Origin of the sequence: Streptomyces sp. NPDC091272 (genome assembly GCF_044757485.1) — a bacterium.
In the GTDB taxonomy this organism is placed as follows: domain Bacteria; phylum Actinomycetota; class Actinomycetes; order Streptomycetales; family Streptomycetaceae; genus Streptomyces.
The window spans coordinates 198,606-222,347 of sequence record NZ_JBIVVC010000003.1 but is presented as its reverse complement, the minus strand read 5'-3'; the positions used below and the strand labels follow the sequence as shown (position 1 = coordinate 222,347).

Below are 23,742 nucleotides of genomic sequence, written 5' to 3'. Positions count from 1 at the left end.
CCCGTGGCGCATCCCGTACAAGGTGGCCATGGCCCCTGCGAGCTGCGGGTCCTTACCCTGGCTCCATGACCCCTCACTTCACCCCCGACCCGGCCAAGGGCGCAGCCGTCAAGGCCGCCGACCGGGCCCACGTGTTCCACTCCTGGTCCGCCCAGGGCCTGATCGACCCCCTGGCCGTCGCAGGTGCGGAGGGCTCGTACTTCTGGGACTACGAGGGCAACCGCTACCTCGACTTCACCAGCGGCCTCGTCTTCACCAACATCGGCTACCAGCACCCCAAGGTCGTCGCGGCGATCCAGGAGCAGGCCGCGACGATGACCACCTTCGCGCCCGCCTTCGCCGTGGAGGCCAGGTCCGAGGCCGCCCGCCTGATCGCCGAGCACACCCCCGGTGACCTGGACAAGATCTTCTTCACCAACGGCGGCGCCGAGGCGATCGAGAACGCCGTACGGATGGCCCGTCTGCACACCGGCCGCCACAAGGTGCTGGCCGCCTACCGCTCGTACCACGGGGGTACGAACACGGCGATCAACCTCACCGGTGACCCCCGGCGCTGGGCGTCCGACAACGGCACGTCGGGCACCGTGCACTTCTGGGCGCCCTTCCTCTACCGGTCCGCGTTCCACGCGTCGACCGAGGAGGAGGAGTGCGCCCGCGCCCTCCAGCACCTGGAGGACACCATCACCTTCGAGGGGCCGGGCTCGGTCGCCGCGATCGTCCTGGAGACCGTGCCGGGCACGGCCGGGATCATGACGCCGCCCACCGGATACCTCAAGGGCGTGCGTGAGCTCTGCGACCGGTACGACATCGTCTTCGTGCTCGACGAGGTCATGGCGGGCTTCGGGCGGACCGGCAAGTGGTTCGCCGCCGAGCACCACGACGTCGTACCGGACCTGATGACCTTCGCGAAGGGCGTCAACAGCGGTTACGTACCCCTCGGCGGTGTCGCCATCTCGCAGCGGATCGCCGAGACCTTCGACAAGCGTGCCTTCCCGGGCGGCCTCACCTACTCGGGCCACCCGCTTGCCTGCGCGGCGGCCGTCGCCACCATCCGGGTGATGGAGGAGGAGCAGGTCGTCGAGAACGCGGCGCACCTCGGCGCCACCGTCATCGGCCCCGGCCTGCGCGGCCTCGCCGAGCGCCACCCGAGCGTCGGCGAGGTGCGGGGCACGGGCATGTTCTGGGCGCTGGAGCTGGTCAGGAGCCGCGAGACCCGCGAGCCGCTGGTCCCGTACAACGCAACCGGTGCGGCCGCCGCCCCGATGGCGGCCTTCGGCGCCGCGTGCAAGAAGAACGGCCTGTGGCCCTTCATCAACATGAACCGCACGCACGTCGTGCCGCCGTGCAACGTCACCGAGGCCGAGGCCAAGGAGGGCCTGGCGGCCCTCGACGAGGCGCTGACGGTGGCGGACGGACACACGGTCTAGCGGGGAGCGGGCACACGGCCGGGCCGAGCGGCGTGCGCACGGTCGCCACCCGTCGGGCACACGGCCCTCCCGTCCGGCGGGCACACGGTCCGCCACCCCGTCGGGCACACGGTCCGCCACCCCTCGGCCGTCCCTCCCGCCGATACGCCGGGTAACCCCCTTCTTGTCCCGCTCCGGGCGCCCCATAGGGTGTCCGGAGCGGACGAAGGGGGAGCACGATGCCCGCTGGCCGGACGGTGAACCGCAGCACCCTGCGGCAGCAGCTCACCGACGCACTGCGTGACGAGGTCCTCGCCGGGCGGCTGGAGCCGGGCCGGGAGTTCACGGTCCGGCAGATCGCGGAGCAGTACGAGGTCTCCGCGACCCCCGTGCGCGAGGCGCTCGTGGACCTCGCGGCCCAGGGCCTCCTCGAATCCGACCAGCACAAGGGATTCAAGGTCAGGGAGTACTCGCTCGACGAGTTCCGCGGCATGGTCGAGGCGCGCGGGCTCGTGGTCGAGGGCATCCACCACCGGCTCTCGGTCGCCGCGAGCGACCTGGCCCCCGACCGGCTCGCGGTGATGCGGCGCCGGGCCGAGGAGGCGACACGGGCGGCGCGGGCGGGGGACCTGGACGTCCTCATCGGGTACGACCTGCGGTTCTGGCAGGAACTCGCCGCGATGGCGGGCAACCCGCACATAGCGGCCTTCCTGCATCAGCTCCGCGTCCGCTGCTGGGTGTTCTCCGTGCCGCACCTGCGTGCCGAGCGCGACCTGGGCGCCTCCGGCTGCCTGTGGAAGCGGCACGAGGAGGTCGTCGAGGCGCTCACCCGCTGCGACGAGGAGGCGGTGTACGAGGTGCTGGCCGCACACGACGAGGCAGCCCTGGCCTGGGCCGACCGCGTCGCCGCGACCACTTCCCCTCGCGAGTCCTGACCCCGCTGCCGCGCGAGGCCCGAGGCGGTCCGCGGCCGAGCTGCGCACAGCTTCCGCGCGCGGCCCCGGAGGCGGTCCGCGGCCGGGCTGCGAACAGCTTCCGCGTGCGGGCCCGGGGGTGGCCCGCGGCCGGGCTGCGACAACTTCCGCACGCGGGCTCTGACCGGCGGTCTTCGCGCCGCGTACACATGGCATTACGCTGCCCTGACCGGTCGCCGACCACGGGGCCGGAAGCTTCGGACCGTGGAGGAGCCCCCTTGGCCTGTGACCTGTGGCTGGTGCCCCTTGTCGACGTACTGTGCCAGAGCCCCGACAACCCCTTCGCCGAAGAGATCGCGACCTACGACAAGGCACTCACCGATGCCGGTCTGCCGACGGTCCCGATCTTCCCGTACATGCCGGGACTGTCCGGCGACGTCGCCCCGGTCGCGGGTTTCGACTACGACGCGCTGCACTTCCTGCGCCGGGCCTACCTGCTCATGGCGCGCGGCCTCGCGGTGACACCGGTCGACGAACTGGGCGGTGACTACGAGCAGTTGCTGGAGATGTTCGAGGAGACCGCACTGCACTCGCACCTCGTCTGGCACTACGACCACGCGGGGGTGTACGTCCCCGTGGACTTCTCTGCGCCGCTCACCTCCGACGAACTCCTCGCGGGCGGCGGCCCGTTGGGGTCGGCGCAGGGACTGCTGCGGGAGTTGGAGTACGTCGCGCCCGCGATCGGCATCGACCCGGCGAACCCGCCCGCGCCGCCGCTCCCGCCGAGCGGCCCCACCACGCTGGAGGAGCCGGCCCCCGGCCCCCTGGACCCGTCCCCGTTCGCACGCGAGCGCCATGTCTGGCTCGGCCTGCACGCGGCAGCCACCCGAAGCCTCGCCCAAGGCTCCATGATCGTCTTCAGCTGATTCCGCCGGGCCGCTCGGCCAGGGGGCGGTCCCACGCAGCACCGCCCCCCGCCCTCCCCCCCGAAGCCCCTTGTCCCGCTCCCTACCTCGGCGCCTCCGGCGGCCTCTGGCGCGGCATGTTCGGCCGTGTCCCCGGCGGCAGCGGTAACCGGCTCGGATGGCCCGAGATCCCCTCGGGCCTGGCCGGTGCCGCGCCCAGCGTCTGCATGACCAGCGGCGCGGGACCCGAGCGGAACTCGCCCATCCAGTCCGTCGTCTCCACGCGGACCAGCTCCGTGATGTCCTCGGTGAAGCGCCGCAGCACCCCCAGGCACCGCTCCGCCGCCTCGCTCGCCGTACCGTCCGTCGGCCCGAGGATCTCCCGTACGCTCTCCGACGCCCAGTCGAACTGGAGTGCGGTGAGTCGTCGCTGCACCGCGTGCGCGGTCGCCATGTCCCGCATCCAGCCCGAGGTCAGCCCGAAGTACCGGTCGCAGGCCACGCACGCCGCGCCCACCAGCAGCGACAGATACCCCCACCCCGCGCCACCCGGCACCGCCCCGGTCAGGTCGAGCAGCGGCAGCGCGGCACCGGTCACGGCCCCCGCCGCCGTCCCGATCCGCAGCCCCCGCGCGCCCCGCCGCTTCCAGCCGCGGTCGGCCAGGTACCAGCGGGCCGTGCGCAGCGCCCCCGCCTCCACCCACCGGTACAGCTCGTCCAGCCGCTCCGCCGGCTCCCCCCAGTCGCCGAGCGGGAAGGGCCGCCCGGCCAGGTCCTCGGTGTCCCAGCCCCACTCGTCACTGCCGCCGGCACCGCAACTGTGACCGGAACCGGATTCATGACCGGAACAGGACCCCGGTCCGGCGTCGTGCCGGGCCGGCGGCCCCTCGGGCTGCATCTCCGGCTGACTCACCGGGCACTCCTCTGCTCTGCTCTGAAGATCCGCGCTGGGAACGTTCCTGCGGCGTACCGGCAAACTCCTCCGTACGGGTGCGCTCGCCCTTCCTACCGCCGAATGGTGGGCCGTGGGGCCGTTGCCCCGGTATTTCCCTCCGTACGGGTGCCGTGATCAGGAGGGGGAGGCCACGCCCACTCACCCGAAAGAGTCACTTCGTACGGCGCGGGGCGGGCCGTCGGAGGACCACGTAGGCTCGGAACGACCGACCGAATGACGAGCGCGCGCGTCATGAGTCCGAGGATGCCCAGGACGACGCCGACGCCAGGACGACTAGGAGACATGCCGTGATCCCCGGTGGTGGCCAGCCCAACATGCAGCAGCTGCTCCAGCAGGCCCAGAAGATGCAGCAGGACCTCGCCCAGGCGCAGGAGGAGCTCGCCAGGACCGAGGTCGACGGCACCGCGGGCGGCGGCCTGGTCAAGGCCACCGTCAACGGCTCCGGCGAGCTGCGTGCCCTGGTGATCGACCCGAAGGCCGTCGACCCGGACGACACGGAGACCCTCGCCGACCTCGTCGTCGCCGCGGTCCAGGCCGCGAACGAGAACGCGCAGACCCTCCAGCAGCAGAAGCTCGGTCCGCTGACCCAGGGCCTGGGCGGCATGCCGGGCCTGCCGTTCTAGCGGATCCGGCAGCTCTCTTCTGCCGGGAGCCCCGCAGCAACTACCGTACGCACGAAGAAGAACAGGGAAGGCAATCCGTTGTACGAAGGCGTGGTTCAGGACCTCATCGACGAGTTGGGCAGGCTGCCCGGCGTCGGTCCCAAGAGCGCGCAGCGGATCGCCTTCCACATCCTCCAGGCCGAGCCGACGGACGTCCGCCGGCTCGCGCACGCGCTGCTGGAAGTGAAGGACAAGGTCCGCTTCTGCGCGGTGTGCGGGAACGTCGCGCAGGAGGAGCGGTGCAACATCTGCCGCGACCCGCGCCGCGACACGACCGTCATCTGTGTCGTGGAGGAGCCCAAGGACGTGGTCGCGATCGAGCGGACGCGTGAGTTCCGGGGGCGCTACCACGTGCTGGGCGGCGCGATCAGCCCCATCGAGGGCGTCGGCCCGGACGACCTGCGGATCAGGGAACTGCTCGCCCGGCTCGCGGACGGCACCGTCACCGAGCTCATCCTGGCGACGGACCCGAATCTGGAGGGCGAGGCCACGGCCACGTACCTGGCACGGATGATCAAGCCGATGGGTTTGAAGGTCACTCGGCTGGCCAGTGGTCTCCCTGTAGGGGGAGACCTTGAGTACGCCGACGAGGTCACGCTCGGGCGTGCCTTCGAGGGGAGACGATTGCTGGATGTCTGACGTCACCGAGACCGCGGGCGCGCCCGCGGCCACGCCCGGGACCGGCCAGGACCGGCGGCCCGACCAGGAACCTGACTCGTTCGCGGTCCAGATCGCCGACCAGGTGGAGAGCTTCATCCTGGCCGTCACCGAGGTGGCGAGGGGCGACGAGCCGGACAGTGCCGTGCCGTTCCTCCTGCTGGAGGTGTCCCAGCTCCTCCTCGCGGGCGGCCGGCTCGGCGCGCACGAGGACTTCGTCCCGGACGAGCGGTACGAGCCCGACCTCGGGCCCGAGCCGGACGTGGACGACCTGCGCATAAGGTTCGCGCGGATGCTGGAGCCCATCGACGTCTACTCCGAGGTCTTCGACCCGTACGAGCCGCGCAAGGCGCCCGTCGCCTGCCGTATCTCGGACGACCTCGCCGACGTGGTCACCGACCTGCGGCACGGCCTCGCCCACTACCGGGCCGGCCGCACCAGCGAGGCCCTGTGGTGGTGGCAGTTCTCGTACTTCTCCAACTGGGGCTCCACGGCCTCGGCCACCCTGCGCGCCCTGCAGTCCCTCGTCGCACACGTCCGCCTCGACCAGCCCCTCCAGGAGCTGGACGGCCTGGACACCGACGAGGACCTGGGCGAGAAGGACCTGGAGGAAGAGGCGGGCCGCGTGATGCTGGAGGAGATCGCGGGCCCGCTGGGCATCAGGACGAAGTAACGCCCGAGGCGAGGACGGGACGAAGTAGCGCCCGAGGCGAAGACGAAACGAGGGGGCCCACCGCAACGAGCGGCGGGCCCCCTCCCCGTGCCCGGTTCCCGCGCCCCTCAGCGCGGCCGCACCTTCGGCAGGGGCATTCCGGCGGTGCCCTCGACCGGCAGGATCTCGCCCACCGCCCTGACCCGTACGGCCACCGTGCCCGCGTGCCCGGCCAGCCGGGTGCGGAAGTCACGGGAGGCGGCCCCGGCCGGCGTGGTGCCCACGGTGAGGCCGGTGGCCCCGTCCTGGGACAGCGTGCGGATCGGGAAGCCGTACTGCCCGGCGTGGCTCAGCACGCGTGCACCGGCCGCCTGGACCTCCTTCGCGGACCAGCGCCCCCGGTAGAGGTCGAGCCGCGCGAAGTCCACCCCGGGATGCGCCTTCGCGGCGGCCGCCACCCAGTCCCGGCCGCGTGCCGGGTCGGTGACGCACAGGGCGACCCGGCCGGGCGGCCGGTCGACGGTCATCGAGCTGTAGATGTCGTAGTACGCGGCGTTCTGCCCGGTGCCCCTCTTGGGCGGGGCGACGGCGTCGGCCAGGGCGCGTGCCTCGGGGGTGTTCATCGGGGAGCCGTCCCCGTCCCGGGTCGGCAGGCCCCGCGGGTCGGGGTTGCCCGTGGGGCAGGCCCGCACATCGCCGGATCGCGGCCGTACGGTGTCCGTCCGGCCGCCGGGGTCGCTCCCGCAGGCCGTGGAGAGAGTGAGCAGGGCGAGTGCGGCGTAGGCCGAGGTGCGTCCTTGCATGGTTCCTCCAGGGGCGGGCGGGATTGGAGTTCCCGCGGCGGGGCTGTGACGGCCCCTCCCCGTGCCCGGTTCCCCTGGCGGTCCGTGTGAGGCAGGACACCTTCCGCGTACGGTCGTGGGACCGGGGCAGCATCCCGTTCGAGCAGGCAGGACCGTGCGGGGCGGACCAGGTCGTGAGCGAGACGTCTCACGATGCGGTACCCGCCCGGTGCGACCGGCCCGCTCGTTAAACTGATTCGAGCGCAGTAATGAACTGCCGCAATGGACTAACGAGGAGCGCACGTGGGCCTTGTCGTGCAGAAGTACGGAGGCTCCTCCGTCGCCGATGCCGAAGGCATCAAGCGTGTCGCCAAGCGAGTCGTGGATGCCAAGAAGAACGGCCATCAGGTCGTTGTCGTGGTGTCCGCGATGGGCGACACCACGGATGAGCTGATCGATCTCGCCGGACAGGTATCTCCGATCCCCGCCGGACGCGAATTCGACATGCTGCTGACCGCGGGAGAGCGGATCTCCATGGCCCTGCTGGCCATGGCGATCAAAAACCTGGGCCACGAGGCCCAGTCCTTCACGGGCAGCCAGGCCGGTGTCATCACCGACTCGGTCCACAACAAGGCGCGGATCATCGACGTCACCCCGGGCCGCATCCGGACCTCGATCGATGAGGGCAACATCGCCATCGTCGCCGGGTTCCAGGGCGTCAGCCAGGAGGGGAAGAACATCACGACCCTCGGTCGCGGTGGTTCGGACACGACGGCCGTCGCGCTGGCCGCCGCCCTCGACGCCGAGGTCTGCGAGATCTACACGGACGTGGACGGCGTGTTCACCGCCGACCCGCGTGTGGTGAAGAAGGCGAAGAAGATCGACTGGATCTCCTTCGAGGACATGCTGGAGCTGGCCGCGTCCGGCTCCAAGGTGCTGCTGCACCGGTGCGTGGAGTACGCACGCCGTTACAACATCCCCATTCACGTACGCTCGTCCTTCTCGGGCCTGCGCGGTACGTGGGTCAGCAACGAGCCGCAGGGAGACCAGCAGGTGGAGCAGGCCATCATCTCCGGAGTCGCCCACGACGTCTCCGAGGCCAAGGTCACGGTCGTCGGAGTGCCGGACAAGCCGGGCGAGGCCGCGGCGATCTTCCGTGCCATCGCGGACGCCGAGATCAACATCGACATGATCGTGCAGAACGTGTCGGCCGCCTCCACCGGGCTGACCGACATCTCCTTCACGCTGCCGAAGACCGAGGGCCGCAAGGCCACCGACGCGCTGGAGAAGGCTCGCGCGGCCGTCGGCTACGACTCGCTGCGCTACGACGACCAGATCGGCAAGATCTCGCTGGTCGGCGCCGGCATGAAGACCAACCCCGGCGTGACGGCCGGCTTCTTCGAGGCGCTGTCCGACGCGGGCGTGAACATCGAGCTGATCTCGACCTCCGAGATCCGCATCTCGGTCGTCACCCGCGCCGACGACGTCAACGAGGCCGTCCGCGCCGTGCACACGGCCTTCGGACTCGACACGGAATCCGACGAGGCCGTGGTCTACGGAGGCACCGGAAGGTGACCGACAAGCCGACGCTCGCGGTCGTCGGGGCGACCGGGGCGGTCGGCCGGGTCATGCTCCAGATCCTGTCGCAGCACGCCGACATCTGGGGCGAGATCCGACTCCTCTCCTCCCCGCGCACGGCCGGCTCCACGCTGGCCGTGCGCGGCGAGCAGGTCGAGGTCGTGGCACTGGGCGAGGAGGCGCTGGAAGGCGTCGACGTCGCCCTTTTCGACGTGCCCGACGAGGTGGCCGCGCGCTGGGCGCCGGTCGCCGTGGCCAAGGGCGCCGTCGTGGTGGACAACTCGGCGGCCTTCCGGGGTGACGAGGACGTGCCCCTGGTCGTCCCCGAGGTCAACGCGCACTGCGCCAGGCTGCGCCCGCGCGGCATCGTGGCGACCCCGAACTGCACCACCCTGTCGATGATCGTGGCGCTCGGCGCCCTGCACGCCGAGTTCGGCCTCACCGAGCTCGTCGTCTCCTCCTACCAGGCGGCCAGCGGCGCCGGACAGCGCGGCATCGACACGCTGCGCGCCCAGCTCTCGCTGCTTGCCGCGGAGGGCGACGCGGGCACCACCCCGGGCGGGGTACGGCGGGCCGTCGGCGACGACCTCGGCCCGTTCTCCGCGCCGCTCGCGCTCAACGTGGTGCCGTGGGTGGGCGAGGTGCGGGACAACGGCTGGTCGTCCGAGGAACTGAAGATCAGGGACGAGTCCCGCAAGATCCTCGGCCTGCCCGAGCTGCGGGTCACCGCGACCTGTGTACGGGTCCCCGTCATCAGCGTCCACTCCGCTTCCGTGCACGCCCGCTTCGAGTCCGAGGTGACGGTCGAAAGGGCCGAGGAGATCCTCGCCACCGCCCCCGGCGTGGTCCTCTTCGACGATCCGGCTGCGGGCGACTTCCCCACCCCCGCCGACGTGGTCGGCACCGACCCGACCTGGGTCGGCCGGGTACGCCGCTCCATGGATGATCCCGCGGCGCTGGAACTCTTCGTCTGCGGCGACAACCTGCGGAAGGGATCTGCCCTGAATACGGTGCAGATCGCCGAATTGGTCGCTGCCGAACTCGCGATGAACTGACCGGTACTGTTTGTAGGATCTGTGAATGCCCTGTGCAGGGGTAACGGGTCTGAACCACATGGGTCGGACGTGCGGCAGGACGGCGGCGGCGTGACCGGTGCCGTCGAGGGACCGGGGAAATTGCCTCTGCCCTTGTGGGAACCGGCAGTTGGGCGTTGTGCGTCTCCGTTGTCGCCCTCGCAAGAGGCCACAGCGATCCCGTCTGCCGGGGGGAAAATTGGGGCAATGGGGAGGGGCGGTTACGCATGGGGCGAAACGGTGCATCGCATTCACCGGTGAGCACGCCGGTGAGCACACCGGCGAAAGCCACGTCCTGCGCGTACAACCCTGACGGGGAGAAGCGTGTCCAACAGGCGTGGCAGCAGAGGTTCTCGACATCACGGCGGTCTCGCTGCGCGGCGCGTCCATGCGCCCGCGGCGTACGTCCCGCGCGCCCGGCGGCATGCCGGTGATCGCCCCCATGCCCGCGGCACGGCCCGCACGCATTCCGGCGCAGGCGCCGACGGGCACGGTCACGACGCCGGTGCAGACGGGAGCGGTCTCCTCGGTCGTGCCGGCGCCGACGGGCGCTGCCGGTGCCCCGCACGCCACCGCCCCGCTGGCCGGTGCCCCGGCACCGGACTCCGCGACGTACGGGCCCGCGCTCGTGACCACTGACGAGACGACCCTGGCAGAGGGCACCACCGTCGACCACCTGACCGAGACCTACCGCGCGCACTACCGCTCGCTGCTCGGCCTGGCGGCGCTGCTGCTCGACGACGTCGCGTCCTGCGAGGACGTCGTGCAGGAGGCCTTCATCCGGGTGCACTCCGCGCGCGGACGGGTCCGGGAGCCGGAGAAGACCCTGGCGTACCTCCGCCAGACCGTCGTCAACCTCTCCCGCTCCGCACTGCGCCGCCGCATCCTCGGCCTCAAGCTGCTCTCCAAGCCGATGCCGGACATGGCGAGCGCGGAGGAGGGTGCGTACGTCACCCTGGAGCGGGACGCGCTGATCAAGGCGATGCGCGGACTGCAACGGCGCCAGCGCGAGGTGCTGAGCCTTCGCTACTTCGCGGACATGACCGAGGCGCAGGTCGCCGAGGTGCTCGGAATATCGCTGGGCTCGGTGAAGGCGTACGGTTCACGCGGGATCGCGGCGCTGCGCGTCGCGATGGAGGCGACCGCGTGAAAGGCAACAACGGCGGGGGCACGGGTGGATCCGGTGGACCGGGTGGGTACGGCAACGACCGCCACGGTCGCGGAGCACGCCACGACCGCCACGACCACCATGCGCGGTACGGGCCGGACGGGCCGAGGCACGACCGGACTGGAAACAGGATTGTGAACGACGGGCGCGACGGGCACGAGGAGCGCCACGGGCGGCAGACCCCACCGGCGAACGACGGAGCCCGGGGCAGCGGGAACGACACCTTCGGCAGCGGCTCGCCCGCAACCCCCCGGGGTCCTGGCGACGGACCGGCGGCGGGGAGCTCCGGCACCCCCTCCCTCAGCCCCGACGAGCTGGCGATCCGCCGCCTGATGCACGGCGCGGTGCAGGACCTCGCACCCTCGGAGGGCGCGCTCGACCAGCTGCACAGGGCGGTACCGCTCCGCCGCACCAGGCGTCGGCAGGCGGTGGTCGGGGTGGCCGCCGCTGCGCTGCTGATCGGCACCGCGGTCCCGGCGTTCCTGCACGTGTCCAGGTCGGGCACCGCCACCACCGCGAGCCCCGCGAACGCGGGCCACTCCGAGGACACCCAAGGCGTCGAGGACGGCGGCAGGGCCACCGGCCCCGGTGACGGCGGGGAGCAGGACAAGGACGGCCCCCTGAGCAAGGACCCGGGCGAGTCCAGGGACGAGGGCCCGGACGGCGAGCAGGAGAAGCCGGAGCCGGGCGGGTCGCAGGACGGCGAGAGCGGCGCCGACACCGGCAGCGACGGCGTCGGTGCGTACGAACAGGACGCCACGGAGCCCGAGAAGCCCACCTGCGACGGCGCGCAGCTGGAGGTCGTCAGGGCGACCACCGGCGCCCCGGACGCCAAGGGAAGGGTCTACGGCACCTTCCGGATCGCCAACAGGTCGGGCGCCGAGTGCGCCGTGCCGGGCGGCGGCAGCATGAACTTCCAGGCCATGGGCGCGGCCGACCGGTCCCGCATCAAGGTCGTCGAGCACACGTCGGGCGACCCGGCCCCGGGCCTGCCCGACCCGGCGGACGAGGCCCGCAGCCTGGTGCTGCCGCCTGAGGCGGCGTACGAGGTGCGGTTCGCGTGGGTCCCGCAGGACACCTGCCCCTCGACGGGAGTGTCCCCCGACCCCACGCCCACCGGGGGCGGCGGCGAGGACCCGGGACAGTCCGACGGCGGCTCGGCCACGGCAGGCGGCGAGAGCGGCGGGAAGGTACCGGAGGCGGGAGCGGACGACACGGACGCCGTGGACGGCGGCGCGACGACGCAACTGGGCACGGGCGACGGCGAACAGGCGGACGGCAAGGTCGCCGTGACGCACACGGCGGAACCGGGCGCCCCGAGCGCGGAGGCGACGATTCCGAACGCGTGCGCGGGAACGATCTACCGGACGGGCGTACTGGACGCACCGTGACCGCGCCGGCCCGCTCCTGCGGGGCCGTCCGCATCTTCGGCACCGGGGCCGTCGCCCCCGTCGCCCCCGTCACCCTCCGTCGGGATCCCCAGGGCCAGGTCCCGCGCGGTCTCCGCCTCACGGCGCACCAGCCGGAACCACATGAAGAGCACGAACCCGGCGAAGACGAACCACTCGCCGGTGTATCCGAGGTTCTGGAACGCCTTCAGGTCGAGGCCACTCCCCTGCGGGGCGACCGCGGGCACGGCCTTCATCCCGCTCGCACCGCTCTCGCCGGCGCCCTGGGTGATCCAGGCGTCGTAGACCCCGTACGGCACGAGGTTGACGAGCGTCGCGGAGCTGATCATCCCGACCTGCCCCCGCGGCAGCCCGCCCGCGGTGTCGACGCCGTCGGTCTGTGAGTTCTCGGAGGCCTGCAGGGCCCCGGTCACGGTGACCTCGCCGGTGGGCGCGGGCGGGGGAGTGGCACCGCGCGCGTCGCCTGCAACCCAGCCCCGTACGACGGGGAGCCCCTTGCCACCGCCGGTGTCGGTCTTCAGCATCCCGAGGACGTAGTACCCGGCCCTGTCGTCCAGCGTCCGGCCGGGCACGAGGAACTGGTCCGCGTACCGCCCGGTCACCTTCGCCTGCTTGCCCGAGGTCTCGGTCGAGACGGGCAGCAGCTCCTCCAGCGGCACGGCGGCCTGCTTCGCGGGATCGGGGGCCGCCTCCGCGCTGCGGTGCGAGTCGACCCGGTCCTCGAATCGGCCGAGCTGCCAGGACCCCATGAAGACACAGAAGGGGATGGCGAGCACGACGAAGAGGTTGATCCCCCACCAGCGCGGAGTCAGCAGAAACCGGTACACGTTTCTACGGTACGTTCCCGGCCCACCGGGCAGGAGGGCGGGTCGCCCCCGCCGCGGGGCAGGGGGGCGGCTCGCCCCGGGCCCCGGCGGCGGGACGCCCGCGAGGACGAGCTGCCCCCGAACAGGCGCCGGACGCCCGCACGGTGACCGGCCACCGGCCACCGGCACCGCCCGGACGCAACCACCCCTACTTCCCCAGATGCCGCCGCACGAAGTCGATCTCCAGCCGCACCTGCTTGATCCGCTCCTCGACGACGAGAGACCCGTGCCCCGCGTCGTACCGGTAGACCTCGTGCACCGCGTCCCGGGCGGCCAGCCGGTCGACGTAGTTGTCGATCTGCTGGATCGGGCAGCGCGGGTCGTTCATCCCGGCGGAGATGTAGACGGGCGCCTTCACGTCGTCGACGTACGTCAGCGGCGACGAGACCCTGAACCGCTCCGGCACCTCGTCCGGCGTCCCGCCGAACAGCGTGCGGTCCAGCGCCTTGAGGGCCTCCATCTCGTCCTCGTACGCCGTCACGTAGTCGGCGACCGGCACGGCGGCGAGTCCGACGGCCCAGGCGTCCGGCTGCGTACCGAGGCCGAGCAGCGTCAGATAGCCGCCCCAGGAGCCCCCGGACAGCACGATCCGCGCGGGATCGGCGAGCCCGGACGCGACGGCCCACTCACGTACCGCCGCGATGTCCTCAAGTTCGATCAGCCCCACCCGGTGCTTGAGGGCGTCGGTCCACTCGCGGCCGTAACCGGTGGAACCGCGGTAGTTGACGCGTACGACGGCGAAGCCGTGGTCCACCCAGGCGGCCGGCCCCGCGGTGAACGAGTCGCTGTCGTGCCAGGTCGGCCCGCCGTGCACCTCGAAGACGGTCGGGAACGGACCTTCGCCGCCCGCGGGCCGCTGCACCAGCGCGTGGATGCGCCCCCCGGGCCCGTCCACCCACACCGTCTCGACCGGTACGGAGGCAGGAGGCGTGGCGCCGGGCGGGTCGAGCACGACGCCGCCGCCGGTCGACCGTACGACCGGCGGTTCGGCGGCCGACGACCACATGTACTCGACGGTCCCGTCGGGCCGTGCGGTGGCCCCGGAGACGGATCCGGCGGGGGTCGGCACCCGGGTCAGCTCGCGGCTCGCGATCTCGTAACGCCACAGCTCGCCGCGGGCCTCGAAGCTGTGCCCGAGGATCAGTGCGGATCCGTCCGGGTACCAGTCGGCGCTCACGTCCCCGGGCAGGTCGACGGACAGCTCGGTCTCGGTCCCGGTCACCGGGTCCCAGAGCATCGGCTCCCAACGCCCCCGCCGCTGGTGGCCGACCAGCATGCGGCTGTCCCCGTCCACGGGCGAGAAGCCGAGCACCTCAAGACCGAGCTCCTTGGTCCCGCCCGCGCTGTCGTCCAGCTCCGCGACGAGGCCGCCGTCGGCCACGCGCAGCACCCGCAGCGAGGAATGCATGGCATCCCCGTGCTCGGTGTGCTCGACGGCGAGCAGCGCGGAGTCGTGACTGAGGTCCCCGACCCCGGCGGACTCCCGGTGCCGGTAGACCTCCACGGGCTCGGCCCCGGGCTCCCGTACGACATGGATCGTCGACCCGTCCTCGTCGGTCGAGCGCCCGACGACCACCGTCCCGTCGACCCCGAGGGCGAGCCCCGCGGGATAGGAGGCTTCCAGCCCCGGCACGGCGAGCACGTCCTCCCCACCGCCGAACGGCTGCCGCCGCCACACGCCGAACTCGTCGCCGTCGGTGTCGTCGAACCACCAGATGCTCTGCCCGTCGGGCGTCAGAACGCCGTCGGTGGTCCCGTTGGCCCGATCCGTCACCTGCCGCTGGGCACCGCTCGCCCGGTCCCAGGCGTACAGCTCGTAGGTCCCCGTCGCGTTGGACACGAACAGGGCCCGCTCCGGTGCCTGCTCCGCCCACTCGGGCAACGAAACCCGAGCCGCCCGAAACCGCTGCTCCCACCGGGGAACGTCCACCACGCCGTCACTCTCACCACTACTCATCCCCCCATCAAACAGGACCCGCCCCCAGGACCCACCCACCCCGACCGTCGGCTGTCGGTGCCCCCCTCCACACTCACACCATGGCCCACCACAAAGACCCGCTCCCAGACCTGCGAGCCACCGTCCAGGCCTACTGGAAGGCCGCCGGGGCCCACGACTGGGTCACCTTCGACAAGACCCTCGCGGACGACGTCACCTACGACCTCCCGCAGACCGGGGAACGCATCCACGGCAGGTCCGCGCTCTCCCGCTTCCACCGCGACTATCCGGCCGCCTGGCACGCCGAAGTCCTGCGCACGGTCGTCCAGGGTTACAGCGCCGTCACCTGGCTCCACGTCACGGTCGGCCTGGAAGAACTCCACGCCATCACCTTCTTCACCGCCGACCCCACCACCGGCCTGCTCACCGACATCACAGAATTCCGGCCCGAACCCTACGAACCCCCGACCGGCCGCGAACACCTGGTGGAGCGGTACTGACCGGGGCCGCCCGGGATGCCGGATCAATGTCTCGGACAACGCCAGCCTCCCCTCAAGCGGCTGCCAGGCGCCAATGGACTCCAGCAGGCGGTGGAGGTCGTGGGCGGACTCGGCGGGGCGAGCAGCGTGGCCATCATGAACGACCAAGGCCGCCGGCCTCGCGGGGTCAGACGACGATCTCCCTGGTGTGGGGGTTCTGGGACGTGCAGCGATGCGGAGTCAGCTGCGTCGGATCAGTTCCTGTGGTCTGTCAGACCGGAACCCGACTCCTCCGCCGAACTCATCGCAGCCTGGGCCATGGCGACGAAGCGAGGTGTCAGAGGGTGGCCGCCATGCTTCAGGTAGACGAGGTTGAGGGGAACGGGCGGACCGTCAGGCACGGTGAGGAACGACACGAAGGAATGAATGTGCTGGCGACCGACAAATTCGGGCACCACGCCAACGCCTTTGTTCGCCGCGACAGCCTCCAACCACTCGTCGAAGTTTCGACAGATGGCAGAAATGCTGGGGCGGCTGCCCTCGGGCCACTGCGTCAAGTCCGTTGTCCCGCTTACCTCATTGAGCACGAGAGAATGGTCAGCGATATCTTGCCAGCTTATTTCTTCCCGCTTCGCGAGTTCAGATCGCGTGGATACTGCGACAATTCTCCGTTCGTGCAGCAAGGTGACTGATTCCATTTCGGGGGGTACAGGTATGCGTCCCCTTAGAATTGCCACGTCGGCTTCCCCTTGGTCCACCCCTGCGAGCTTTGCGTCTCGCCGGTGCACCTTCACCGGTATCCCGGTCTCGGCCTCGAACGTGGCGATGACCTCCTGGGGCCACCCTGTGGGAAAGCCCCAGGCGAAACCCACGCGAAACGGTTCCTCGTCGGGGTCAGGGTGCAGGGCCGCCTCCAGGCGAGGGATGAGAACGCTGAGCTGGTCGTACAGCGTCGCGCCGGCCGCGGTGAGGGAGACCTGGCGGGTGGACCGTTCCAGCAGGCGTCGCCCGACCAGTTCCTCCAGGCGTCGTATGTTGCGGCTGAGTGTTGGCTGTGACACACCCATCCGATGGGCGGCCCTGGTGAAGTGCCTTTCCTCCGCCAAGGCCAGGAACCCGCGTAGGTGGTGCAGCTCGATGCTCATGGCCAGAAGCATATGCAAGGCCGCATAGGGACTTGCATTACTGTCGGAAGGGTCGCCGCTCTCGGGTTGCGTACGCACCTGAGCCCTGCCTCATCTCCCGAGAATCGCTTTGGCGTTGTTGTTTCCTGGCTCTGCCCGTGCAGTGAACAATTCGTCATGCAGGGCCCGGACGACCCGGGCCCTGCATGAGACGTCGCCTGCGCGTGGGCTCAGCCCTGGTACTCCTCGTCCGTCACGTGCTCCTTCCACTCGGTGGGGCCATCGGTGACGGCGATGTGTGTCATGAAGGTGCGCGGGCCCGCGCCGTGCCAGTGCTCCTCACCGGGGTGGCAGACAACGGTGTCGCCCGCCCTGATCTCTTGCCGCTCGCCGCCTCGGTACCCCACGACTCCCACGCCTTCGGTCACGTGCAGTACCTGACCCGCCGGGTGCCGATGCCATGCGCTGTGCGAGCCGGGAGTGAACAACACATTGCGCACTTCGGTGTTGGCGGTGGCACCGATGCGAGGCCACAGCCAGACATCGCCGTAGAACCGCTCCTCAGGTCCCTTGGTCGCGTCTCCGGGGTGACGAATAACGTCCATGGTGTGCTTCTCCTTCTATTTGGTCGTTTGGTGGTGATAGATGGTTGATCATGATTTGGAGGTGGAGGCTGACTGGGCCTTTCCCGCGAGCAGGATGAGCGCGGAGGCAGCTACCGACACGACAGCCAGTGCCGCACTAGTGGTGCTGAAAGCGTCCTTTGGGGTGCTGCTCGGTTCGGCGAGACCCAGATAGACGGTTCCGAAGACGGCAACACCCATGGTTCCGCCGACCTGCAGCGTCGTGTTGAACAGGCCGCTCATGTCCGGCGCGTACCGAGCTTCGACGGACTCCGTGAGGTGGGCCAGCGTCCCGCTGAAGGCTGCGCCGTAGCCAACGCCACCGATACCGAGGAGGACGACCAGCCAGCCGGTGCTCTGAGCGCCCGCAGCCATGGCTGCAAAAGCGATCGCCATCAGAAGACTTCCCACGGGGGCCGCGAGCCGCCGAGTGCGCGCGCCGGCTCCGCCGAGGACGGGGCCGACCAGAGCGAAGGTCGCCACCCATGCGACGGGAACCAGCCCCGCATACACCGCACTCTTGCCCAGCCCTTGCTGTAGATACAGCGCGAGGACGAACAGCAGGGCGAAGTACCCGGCGCGAGTTGCGGCTTGGGAGACCAATGCCAGGGCCACCGGCCTGCGGGCAAGCAGCCCGACATTCATCAGTGGGTCGCCCCCGCGCCGCGTGATACCTCCCTCCACCACGGCAAATACAGCGAAGACCGGCAGGGATGCGGCGATGCAGCCCCATGTCCACGGAGCCCAACCCGCGTCCTGACCCATCACGAGCGGTGTCACCAGAAGAAACAGCGCGAGGGACAGAAGCCCCACGCCTCGCAGATCCAGCTTCTTCTGCCCGGTGCCTTCATCGGCCGGCAGGAAGATGAACGCGGCGATCAGCAGAAGGGCACCGATCGGTACGTTGATCAGGAAAATGGGGCGCCATCCCGTGCCCAGGATGTCGGCCGACACCAGAACGCCACCCAGCGCCTGCCCAATGACGGAACTCACCCCTAGGACACCGGTATAGGCGCCCAGTGCTCGTCGGCGTGCTGGCCCCTCGAAGTTGACCTGAATGCCTGTCAGCACCTGGGAGACCATCAGGGCGGCGCCGATCCCCTGCACTACTCGGGCACCCACTAGTGCGCCGCCGTTCGGCGCGAGGCCGCAAGCCAGTGAGGAGACCGTGAATACGACCAACCCCAGCAGGTAGGTCCAGCGGCGCCCTCGGATTTCGCCAAGCCTGGCGCCAGTGATCAGCAACATGGCGTACGCGAGCGTGTAGCCCGAAACGATCAGCTCCAGCTCGCTGCCGGTCGCGTGCAGACGGTCTCGGATCGACGGGATCGCGACGTTGACCACCGCAATGTCCACGTTTCCCAGGAACATGCCGCCAAGCAGTGAGGCGAGTAGCCACACCTGTCGCTTCCCATGAGGGGCGGCGTCCCCTTGTCGTGCTCCGGTTCGCGTTGACTCATGCGTAGGAGATGTCTTCAAGAAGTCACACCTCGGTCGATAGCTGACGGTTCGAACGGCGGGCGATGCGGCCCGCCTTGTGCGCCGCTCCCTCCGTCAGACGGCATCCCGCTGGACCAGCTGGAACTGGACGCCGTTGGAGGTGTGGGGCTCCGTCCATGCATTCAGGTTCGGACCGACCGGGACCGGTTCGCTGGTAGTCAGCTCAACGCCCAGTCCTTGGACCGCCTTCATGATGTCGGGGACGTCGTCGACCTCGACTCCGATGTGTTCGATCCGAGCCTGGTTACCCGCGCCCAGCCTGCGCCGGCGGGCTTCCTCTGTTGTGGGCTCGATGAGCTCGATTCGGCCGTCCCCACAGAAGTAGAAGGCAATCTTCACGTTCCGCTCCGGGACCTCCTGCGCCCGCTCCAGACGCATTCCCAGGCTTTCCAGAAAGGACCTTGCCGCTGCAAGGTCATCCACCACTACACCGATGTGATCTATTCGCTTGAACATGATCCCTCCCATTACTGCTAGTTGTTCTGAACGTCTGTCGGCGCGTATTCATTGGAGAACTTGTTGTGCAAGTCGGCCAGTTGAGGAAGGTTCGACATATTGAGCAGCAAGAGGTCACCGCCCGACTTGTTATTTTCGAAGTGATGCACATGCCAGGCAGGAATGAGCACGATGTCGCCGCCGCTTACGCCGACGGTTTCATCGGTCTCGTCGAAGACCAGGACGCCGGAGCCGGATCGTACGAAATAGAGGTGCCACCAGGAGTGGGTATGCGGGGTGGTGTGTTCACCTGGCCTCACGGACTGGAAAGTCATCGACATACCCGGAACGACCTGGTGGTCGCCGTCGGGGGTGGCAAGTGTGAGCGTTCCGTATTCCGTGTGCTCGGCTGCCGCCAGTTCCTCGGCCAGCCTCTCCCACTGCCAAATGGTCGGGGCGGGGCGTTCCTGGGCATGGCGTTTGCGGAATTCAGGGTACGGAAATTGGCTTCCGGTCTGAACCGGCATCTTCTTCCTCCTGGGTGGTGTTATGTCGGTGCTTGATGTCCGAGACCATGTCGCGCACGGCCATGTCGGCGTCGAGCGTGAACTGCGAGGCCATCGCCTGGCGAGGCAGCGCGTGTGTGTAGAACCGTGGCCCCTCGACCAAGTAGCCCACTGCCCAGGCGGAGTTCAGCGCCTGGCCTGCCGCCGTGACCGGACGGCCGCGTTCATCGATGTCGATGCCACCGGGCTTGAATTCGTCGTTCGAGTAGGGCCGTATGAGGCCCCGCTCAAGGAGGTTGGCGATCAACGGTGACCGGTCACTCTCGGGGTGGAACGCGTCGAGGCGCGCCACGATCAGCGCGTCGGCGTAGTGGATCTCGGGGCCGTCCGGGTAGTCGGTGCGGACGGTGAACTTTGCCGCCTCCCGATCGAGGAGCACTCGGCTGCCCGGGCCGCCGGCCAGGTCCACAATCCCCGCGTGCATCAGCGCGAGGAGCTGATGGTTGCGGTGCCGTGGGGGTCCGAACGAGACCCGGTTCATGACTGGCACGTACTTCCTGTTGAACACCCTGTGCGAGTCAGGTGTGAGGCCGGAGAACTCAACGGCCTCCCGCAGGCTTGCCCGGGTGTCGCGGATGACGTCGGTGGCGGCCTTCACAGGACTCGTGGCGTTGCCGAGTTCTGCGTGCTCCAGGTCACTGACAATGTGGTCCACGAAGAATTTCGCGAATTCCTCCTGATTCGCGAACTGCTTGTCGTGCAACGGGTCGAGGAGCTCTTCTAGTGCACGACGGTCGCCTGCAGTGAGCTCGTAGTCCTCCGGCGAAATGGAGCGTTGCTCCTCGGTCGATCGATAGGCGTACCCCATTTCCCGCAGCAAGAGCGGAAGGACCTCTTCTGTGAAGTCGAGCCTGGGGTCGCCCCGGTGTCGGGTGGCCTCTTGCTGTAGCTGTTGTACGGCTTCATTGGTGAAGAACCGCGGACGGTGGGCCCCGGTGATTCCCTTCTGGTTCACCCCACGGGCACTGAAAGGCAGGCACTGGCGCGAGAACAGCCGAATCTGGGGTTCGCGTCCGGAAGGCCGGTACTCCGTGTCAGGCCCGGAGCCGTGGAATGTTCCACCTCGACCGACTGTGAGCTCGGAGATTACGTCGTGTGCGGTGAGCCCGAACCCCTGGACGGCGACCGTTGATCCGGGGGCGATTTGCTGAAGCCGGTTGACCGGGTACGGAGTGGAGCAGTAGGCAAGCCGGGGGTTCCGCTTGGCGTTACCGCGTGCGAACTCCTCGTACGCCTGATCCTCCTCTGTGGGGATCCGTTCGCAGTGTCCTGTTGTCAGGAAGAGGTAGTCGCTGTGGACGACGAAGCCCTTCTCAAGACGGATGGCGAAGCGGCCGGCGTCCCCCTGCTCGATGTCCACGGCCCGGTCACGGTGGTGGACAATGCGTACGTGCTGCGGCAGGCCATTAACTGTCTGGTCGAAGACCCAGCTGAGATAGGCGCCAAGGAGCTGGCGCGGTAGATAGGCGTGCTCTCCGACGGGCTCCCCGGAATCGTCACCCGTCGGACAGAACGCGCCGCCGAACTGCCGGTATCCGCTGGCAGCCGCCCACTGGGTGAACGACGGACCCTGGCCATTGGCGAACATCGTCACTTGGCTGGCAACGGTGTTGGTCAACAGGTGTCCTGGCTGTTGCGTGGAGTGCACACCCTGGCCGCTGTCACCAGGGTCTATGAGGTGCACGTCCAGCGAGCATCCCGCCGGCAGTTCCGCCGCGAGTTCGGAGATTCGCTGCAGGATGCTCAGGCCGCGCGGCCCTACACCGTTCACGGCCACCTGGAGAGCGCTCATCGCACGGCTCCAGCGGTCGCCGCCGCGGCGTCGATGCCGTCGAGCACGGGTTCGTGGAGACAGGCCCAGTCAGCCGCACCGGGGAGAGGTGGGAAGCGCAGTGCCACCTGAGGATCGTGTCCGGGGATGATGTGGTCGTCCCCGTCCGCCAGGGCTTCGATCCGTTCGTACCCTTCGAGCATCGGCGTGAGACGGTCGAGGATCGGGAACGGGCTGCGGAGCCGGATGTTGGCCCACAGGTGCGTGGCGTCACTTGCCAGCACGACCCAGCCGCGTGTGGTCGGAACCCGTACCACCTGGGTGCCCGGAGTGTGGCCCGGAACCGGGTGCACCGTAACTCCAGGGATGATCTCGGCTTGCCCTGAGTGGAGGACGAGTTGATCCTCGAACAGACCCTGCACCGCTGTTTTGATGTTGACCGGTTCGAAGGGCTTGCGCACGACATGGTGACGCATGGCAGGCCCGGTACAGAATTGGAGTTCGTCCTGCTGCAGATGGATCCGAGCGTGCGGGAACCGGTCCAGGTTCCCTGCGTGGTCATAGTGCATGTGCGTGATCACGACGTCGGAGACATCTTCGGCCGCCATACCGAGATCGCTCAGCGCATCAACCGGGTCGCGGAACAGGGTGCGTCCGCGGCGCTGGGCCATCTCCTCGGGGAATCCCGTGTCCACGAGGAGGAAGTGCCGGTCGTTGCGAATCGCCCAGAGGTAGAAGTCCATGGGCATCTCGCTGCCCGGTGTGAACTGGCCGTCATCGACAAGGAAGTTGTCCCGCGCGGGCCGGTCTGCATGGGTGCCGAACCGGAGTGCCAGGACTTCGTATACCGGATGCGTGTCCTCGGTCATACGGCTCAGACCCCCACGAGGTTGAGCGGCTTGCCGAGCGTGGAGTCAGCGATGCCGGACGGCTCCTCCTCAAAGAGGAACTTGCTCTCCCCGAAGGCGGGTACGAGTTGGTCGAACCAGGTCGCTTCGGGGTCGAACTTCGCGTAGAACGGCTGGCGGACGAGGCCGCCTCGCCGTGCCTGGAGGAGTTGCAGAGCGAAGACCTTCTCGCCCCGGATCGTCGGGACACCGTCGATGAGCACCTTTCCCGGGAACGCGCTCATCGACGGCCCACGTACCGTACGAGACAGACCGGAGACGCTCGAGTAGGCCGAGCGGAAGATGTCATATGCCTTGACCAGCGGCAGCTCGAAGTAGGACCGCGCACCGGTGTCACGCTCGACGAACATGTAGTACGGGATGGCACCCAGTTTCACTCCCTGGGTCCACAACTCGTGCCAGGCGGCCGGATCATCATTGATGTGCTGCAGGACAGGCGACTGCATGCGCACGACGGCACCGGTTGCAGAGATGCGGCGCAGGGCGTCTTGCGCGATGGCCGGGCGCAGCTCAGCTGGGTGGTTGTAATGGCCCATCAGCGCGAGGTGCTTGCCCGCACCCACGACGCGCTCGAACAGTCGCAGCAACTCATCGGCGTCTGGATCACTGACGAACCGCTGCGGCCAGTAGCCCACCGCCTTCGTACCGATCCTGATGTTCTGGATGTGAGCCAGTTCGGGCACCAGGAGGGGTTCGAGGTATCGCTCCAGCGTGGCCGTGCGCATGATCAAGGGGTCGCCACCGGTGATCAGCACATCGGTGACCTCGGGGTGCCGTTTGAGGTAGGCGACCAAGCCCTCGGCATCACGGGCCGCGAACTTCAGGTCCTCCTCGCCGACAAACTGTGGCCAGCGGAAACAGAACGTGCAGTAGGCGTGGCACGTCTGGCCGGCGCTCGGGAAAAAGAGGACCGTCTCCGCGTACTTGTGCTGGATGCCAGGAACAGCCTCGCCGTCAAGCTCCGGCACGTTGTGTGACTGCTGGCCGGCCGGGTGCGGGTTCATTCGTGACCGGATCACGTGGATCTGCTTGGCCAGCTGCTTTTTGTCGTCCGAGCGCAGCAGGTCACGCAACGTGATGTAGTCGTCCGGATCAAGCATGGACTTGTGCGGGAAGTTGAGCCGGTATATCGGATCGTCTGGAATATTGTCCCAGTCTATTAGTTCATCGAGGACGTATTGATTGGTTCGGAATGGCAGGACGTGGGACACCACATCGACTGCCTCGCGCAGCTCGGGTGGAATGCGCTCCCATTGCGGTGCGCGATGAATGGACGAGCGGTTATAGGGCTTGTACTTCGGTGAGCTTTCGCTTGAGTTATCCATGCGAACTCCCGTCAGGGTTGCGTGAATGCGGTGTCGGAGCGAACAAGT

The 23,742-nt window shown here is 69.1% G+C and carries 23 protein-coding genes; 11 read left to right on the top strand and 12 right to left on the bottom strand.

Annotation, left to right across the window (positions count from 1 at the left end; translation table 11 throughout):
• Nucleotides 1-65 precede the first annotated feature (65 nt).
• The 3 genes from ACIQM4_RS10190 to ACIQM4_RS10180 all read left to right on the top strand — a co-directional run bounded on the left by ACIQM4_RS10190 (nt 66) and on the right by ACIQM4_RS10180 (nt 3,246).
• Entirely contained in the window at nt 66-1,427 is a 1,362-nt protein-coding gene (locus ACIQM4_RS10190; RefSeq protein WP_401588733.1) for an aspartate aminotransferase family protein, read from the top strand.
• A gap of 218 nt (nt 1,428-1,645) precedes the next feature.
• A complete protein-coding gene (locus tag ACIQM4_RS10185; protein WP_401588730.1) occupies nt 1,646-2,341 on the top strand; it encodes a GntR family transcriptional regulator in 696 nt (231 codons plus the stop codon).
• A 257-nt stretch (nt 2,342-2,598) separates the two neighbouring features.
• Nucleotides 2,599-3,246, top strand: a complete 648-nt coding sequence (locus ACIQM4_RS10180) for a hypothetical protein (RefSeq protein ID WP_401588728.1) — start codon at nt 2,599-2,601, stop codon at nt 3,244-3,246.
• 82 nt (nt 3,247-3,328) lie between these two features.
• Here the strand turns inward: ACIQM4_RS10180 and ACIQM4_RS10175 are convergent, their stop codons facing one another.
• The gene (locus ACIQM4_RS10175) at nt 3,329-4,138 is read right to left on the bottom strand and encodes an SLATT domain-containing protein (RefSeq protein ID WP_401588725.1); all 810 of its coding nucleotides are present in this window, start codon (nt 4,136-4,138) and stop codon (nt 3,329-3,331) included.
• A 329-nt stretch (nt 4,139-4,467) separates the two neighbouring features.
• Here ACIQM4_RS10175 and ACIQM4_RS10170 point away from each other — a divergent pair, with 329 nt between their 5' ends.
• The 3 genes from ACIQM4_RS10170 to ACIQM4_RS10160 all read left to right on the top strand — a co-directional run bounded on the left by ACIQM4_RS10170 (nt 4,468) and on the right by ACIQM4_RS10160 (nt 6,172).
• The gene (locus ACIQM4_RS10170) at nt 4,468-4,803 is read left to right on the top strand and encodes a YbaB/EbfC family nucleoid-associated protein (protein ID WP_266664739.1); all 336 of its coding nucleotides are present in this window, start codon (nt 4,468-4,470) and stop codon (nt 4,801-4,803) included.
• Between the two features lie 78 nt (nt 4,804-4,881).
• The gene (gene recR, locus ACIQM4_RS10165) at nt 4,882-5,481 is read left to right on the top strand and encodes a recombination mediator RecR (protein ID WP_401588722.1); all 600 of its coding nucleotides are present in this window, start codon (nt 4,882-4,884) and stop codon (nt 5,479-5,481) included.
• Nucleotides 5,474-6,172, top strand: coding sequence for a DUF5063 domain-containing protein (locus tag ACIQM4_RS10160; protein WP_401588720.1), 699 nt, complete (start codon nt 5,474-5,476; stop codon nt 6,170-6,172). Before recR ends, ACIQM4_RS10160 begins: the two co-directional genes overlap by 8 nt.
• 107 nt (nt 6,173-6,279) lie before the next feature.
• Here ACIQM4_RS10160 and ACIQM4_RS10155 read toward each other — a convergent pair whose 3' ends face one another.
• Complete coding sequence (locus tag ACIQM4_RS10155) at nt 6,280-6,954, bottom strand: hypothetical protein (protein WP_401588718.1); 675 nt, start codon at nt 6,952-6,954, stop codon at nt 6,280-6,282.
• Nucleotides 6,955-7,236: 282 nt separating this feature from the next.
• Between ACIQM4_RS10155 and ACIQM4_RS10150 the strand changes: the two genes are divergently transcribed.
• From ACIQM4_RS10150 to ACIQM4_RS10135, 4 genes are all read left to right on the top strand, one after another.
• Nucleotides 7,237-8,508, top strand: a complete 1,272-nt coding sequence (locus ACIQM4_RS10150) for an aspartate kinase (RefSeq protein ID WP_401588715.1) — start codon at nt 7,237-7,239, stop codon at nt 8,506-8,508.
• Nucleotides 8,505-9,566, top strand: a complete 1,062-nt coding sequence (locus ACIQM4_RS10145; protein WP_401588712.1) for an aspartate-semialdehyde dehydrogenase — start codon at nt 8,505-8,507, stop codon at nt 9,564-9,566. The genes ACIQM4_RS10150 and ACIQM4_RS10145 overlap by 4 nt, the downstream gene beginning before the upstream one ends.
• Before the next feature lie 406 nt (nt 9,567-9,972).
• Nucleotides 9,973-10,734: a SigE family RNA polymerase sigma factor gene (locus ACIQM4_RS10140; protein WP_401590097.1), complete on the top strand. Its 762-nt coding sequence runs from the start codon at nt 9,973-9,975 to the stop codon at nt 10,732-10,734.
• A gap of 152 nt (nt 10,735-10,886) precedes the next feature.
• Nucleotides 10,887-12,143: a hypothetical protein gene (locus ACIQM4_RS10135; protein WP_401588710.1), complete on the top strand. Its 1,257-nt coding sequence runs from the start codon at nt 10,887-10,889 to the stop codon at nt 12,141-12,143.
• Here the strand turns inward: ACIQM4_RS10135 and ACIQM4_RS10130 are convergent.
• Together ACIQM4_RS10130 and ACIQM4_RS10125 are read right to left on the bottom strand one after the other, a co-directional pair.
• Nucleotides 12,113-12,988, bottom strand: a complete 876-nt coding sequence (locus ACIQM4_RS10130) for an SURF1 family protein (RefSeq protein WP_401588708.1) — start codon at nt 12,986-12,988, stop codon at nt 12,113-12,115. The two genes, ACIQM4_RS10135 and ACIQM4_RS10130, sit on opposite strands and share 31 nt — an antisense overlap.
• A 187-nt stretch (nt 12,989-13,175) precedes the next feature.
• On the bottom strand, nt 13,176-14,984 hold the full coding sequence (locus ACIQM4_RS10125) for a prolyl oligopeptidase family serine peptidase (protein ID WP_401588705.1): 1,809 nt from the start codon (nt 14,982-14,984) through the stop codon (nt 13,176-13,178).
• Nucleotides 14,985-15,064: 80 nt separating this feature from the next.
• Between ACIQM4_RS10125 and ACIQM4_RS10120 the strand changes: the two genes are divergently transcribed.
• Entirely contained in the window at nt 15,065-15,463 is a 399-nt protein-coding gene (locus ACIQM4_RS10120) for a nuclear transport factor 2 family protein (protein ID WP_401588703.1), read from the top strand.
• 233 nt (nt 15,464-15,696) lie between these two features.
• Here the strand turns inward: ACIQM4_RS10120 and ACIQM4_RS10115 are convergent, their stop codons facing one another.
• The 8 genes from ACIQM4_RS10115 to ACIQM4_RS10080 form a co-directional block, all read right to left on the bottom strand.
• Entirely contained in the window at nt 15,697-16,587 is an 891-nt protein-coding gene (locus tag ACIQM4_RS10115) for a LysR family transcriptional regulator (RefSeq protein ID WP_401588700.1), read from the bottom strand.
• A gap of 209 nt (nt 16,588-16,796) precedes the next feature.
• Nucleotides 16,797-17,171, bottom strand: coding sequence for a cupin domain-containing protein (locus tag ACIQM4_RS10110; protein ID WP_401588697.1), 375 nt, complete (start codon nt 17,169-17,171; stop codon nt 16,797-16,799).
• A 48-nt stretch (nt 17,172-17,219) separates the two neighbouring features.
• On the bottom strand, nt 17,220-18,590 hold the full coding sequence (locus tag ACIQM4_RS10105; protein WP_401588695.1) for an MFS transporter: 1,371 nt from the start codon (nt 18,588-18,590) through the stop codon (nt 17,220-17,222).
• Between the two features lie 153 nt (nt 18,591-18,743).
• Complete coding sequence (locus ACIQM4_RS10100; RefSeq protein ID WP_401588693.1) at nt 18,744-19,145, bottom strand: VOC family protein; 402 nt, start codon at nt 19,143-19,145, stop codon at nt 18,744-18,746.
• A 17-nt stretch (nt 19,146-19,162) separates the two neighbouring features.
• On the bottom strand, nt 19,163-19,651 hold the full coding sequence (locus tag ACIQM4_RS10095) for a cupin domain-containing protein (RefSeq protein WP_401588690.1): 489 nt from the start codon (nt 19,649-19,651) through the stop codon (nt 19,163-19,165).
• A complete protein-coding gene (locus tag ACIQM4_RS10090; RefSeq protein ID WP_401588687.1) occupies nt 19,614-21,482 on the bottom strand; it encodes an FAD/NAD(P)-binding protein in 1,869 nt (622 codons plus the stop codon). The genes ACIQM4_RS10095 and ACIQM4_RS10090 overlap by 38 nt, the downstream gene beginning before the upstream one ends.
• Nucleotides 21,479-22,330 (bottom strand): N-acyl homoserine lactonase family protein, encoded by an 852-nt coding sequence (locus ACIQM4_RS10085; protein ID WP_401588685.1) that lies wholly within the window; start codon nt 22,328-22,330, stop codon nt 21,479-21,481. The genes ACIQM4_RS10090 and ACIQM4_RS10085 overlap by 4 nt, the downstream gene beginning before the upstream one ends.
• A gap of 5 nt (nt 22,331-22,335) precedes the next feature.
• Nucleotides 22,336-23,694, bottom strand: coding sequence for a KamA family radical SAM protein (locus ACIQM4_RS10080; RefSeq protein WP_401588683.1), 1,359 nt, complete (start codon nt 23,692-23,694; stop codon nt 22,336-22,338).
• Nucleotides 23,695-23,742 lie beyond the last annotated feature (48 nt).

Bases quoted from the DNA above. Each gene is read 5' to 3' on its own strand.
- ACIQM4_RS10095 (WP_401588690.1), bottom strand. From the start codon at position 19,651: ATGCCGGTTCAGACCGGAAGCCAATTTCCGTACCCTGAATTCCGCAAA.
- ACIQM4_RS10125 (WP_401588705.1), bottom strand. From the start codon at position 14,984: ATGAGTAGTGGTGAGAGTGACGGCGTGGTGGACGTTCCCCGGTGGGAG.
- ACIQM4_RS10190 (WP_401588733.1), top strand. From the start codon at position 66: ATGACCCCTCACTTCACCCCCGACCCGGCCAAGGGCGCAGCCGTCAAG.
- ACIQM4_RS10155 (WP_401588718.1), bottom strand. From the start codon at position 6,954: ATGCAAGGACGCACCTCGGCCTACGCCGCACTCGCCCTGCTCACTCTC.
- ACIQM4_RS10085 (WP_401588685.1), bottom strand. From the start codon at position 22,330: ATGACCGAGGACACGCATCCGGTATACGAAGTCCTGGCACTCCGGTTC.
- ACIQM4_RS10115 (WP_401588700.1), bottom strand. From the start codon at position 16,587: ATGAGCATCGAGCTGCACCACCTACGCGGGTTCCTGGCCTTGGCGGAG.
- ACIQM4_RS10185 (WP_401588730.1), top strand. From the start codon at position 1,646: ATGCCCGCTGGCCGGACGGTGAACCGCAGCACCCTGCGGCAGCAGCTC.
- ACIQM4_RS10110 (WP_401588697.1), bottom strand. From the start codon at position 17,171: ATGGACGTTATTCGTCACCCCGGAGACGCGACCAAGGGACCTGAGGAG.
- ACIQM4_RS10120 (WP_401588703.1), top strand. From the start codon at position 15,065: ATGGCCCACCACAAAGACCCGCTCCCAGACCTGCGAGCCACCGTCCAG.
- ACIQM4_RS10080 (WP_401588683.1), bottom strand. From the start codon at position 23,694: ATGGATAACTCAAGCGAAAGCTCACCGAAGTACAAGCCCTATAACCGC.
- ACIQM4_RS10100 (WP_401588693.1), bottom strand. From the start codon at position 19,145: ATGTTCAAGCGAATAGATCACATCGGTGTAGTGGTGGATGACCTTGCA.
- ACIQM4_RS10140 (WP_401590097.1), top strand. From the start codon at position 9,973: ATGCGCCCGCGGCGTACGTCCCGCGCGCCCGGCGGCATGCCGGTGATC.
- ACIQM4_RS10160 (WP_401588720.1), top strand. From the start codon at position 5,474: ATGTCTGACGTCACCGAGACCGCGGGCGCGCCCGCGGCCACGCCCGGG.
- ACIQM4_RS10090 (WP_401588687.1), bottom strand. From the start codon at position 21,482: ATGAGCGCTCTCCAGGTGGCCGTGAACGGTGTAGGGCCGCGCGGCCTG.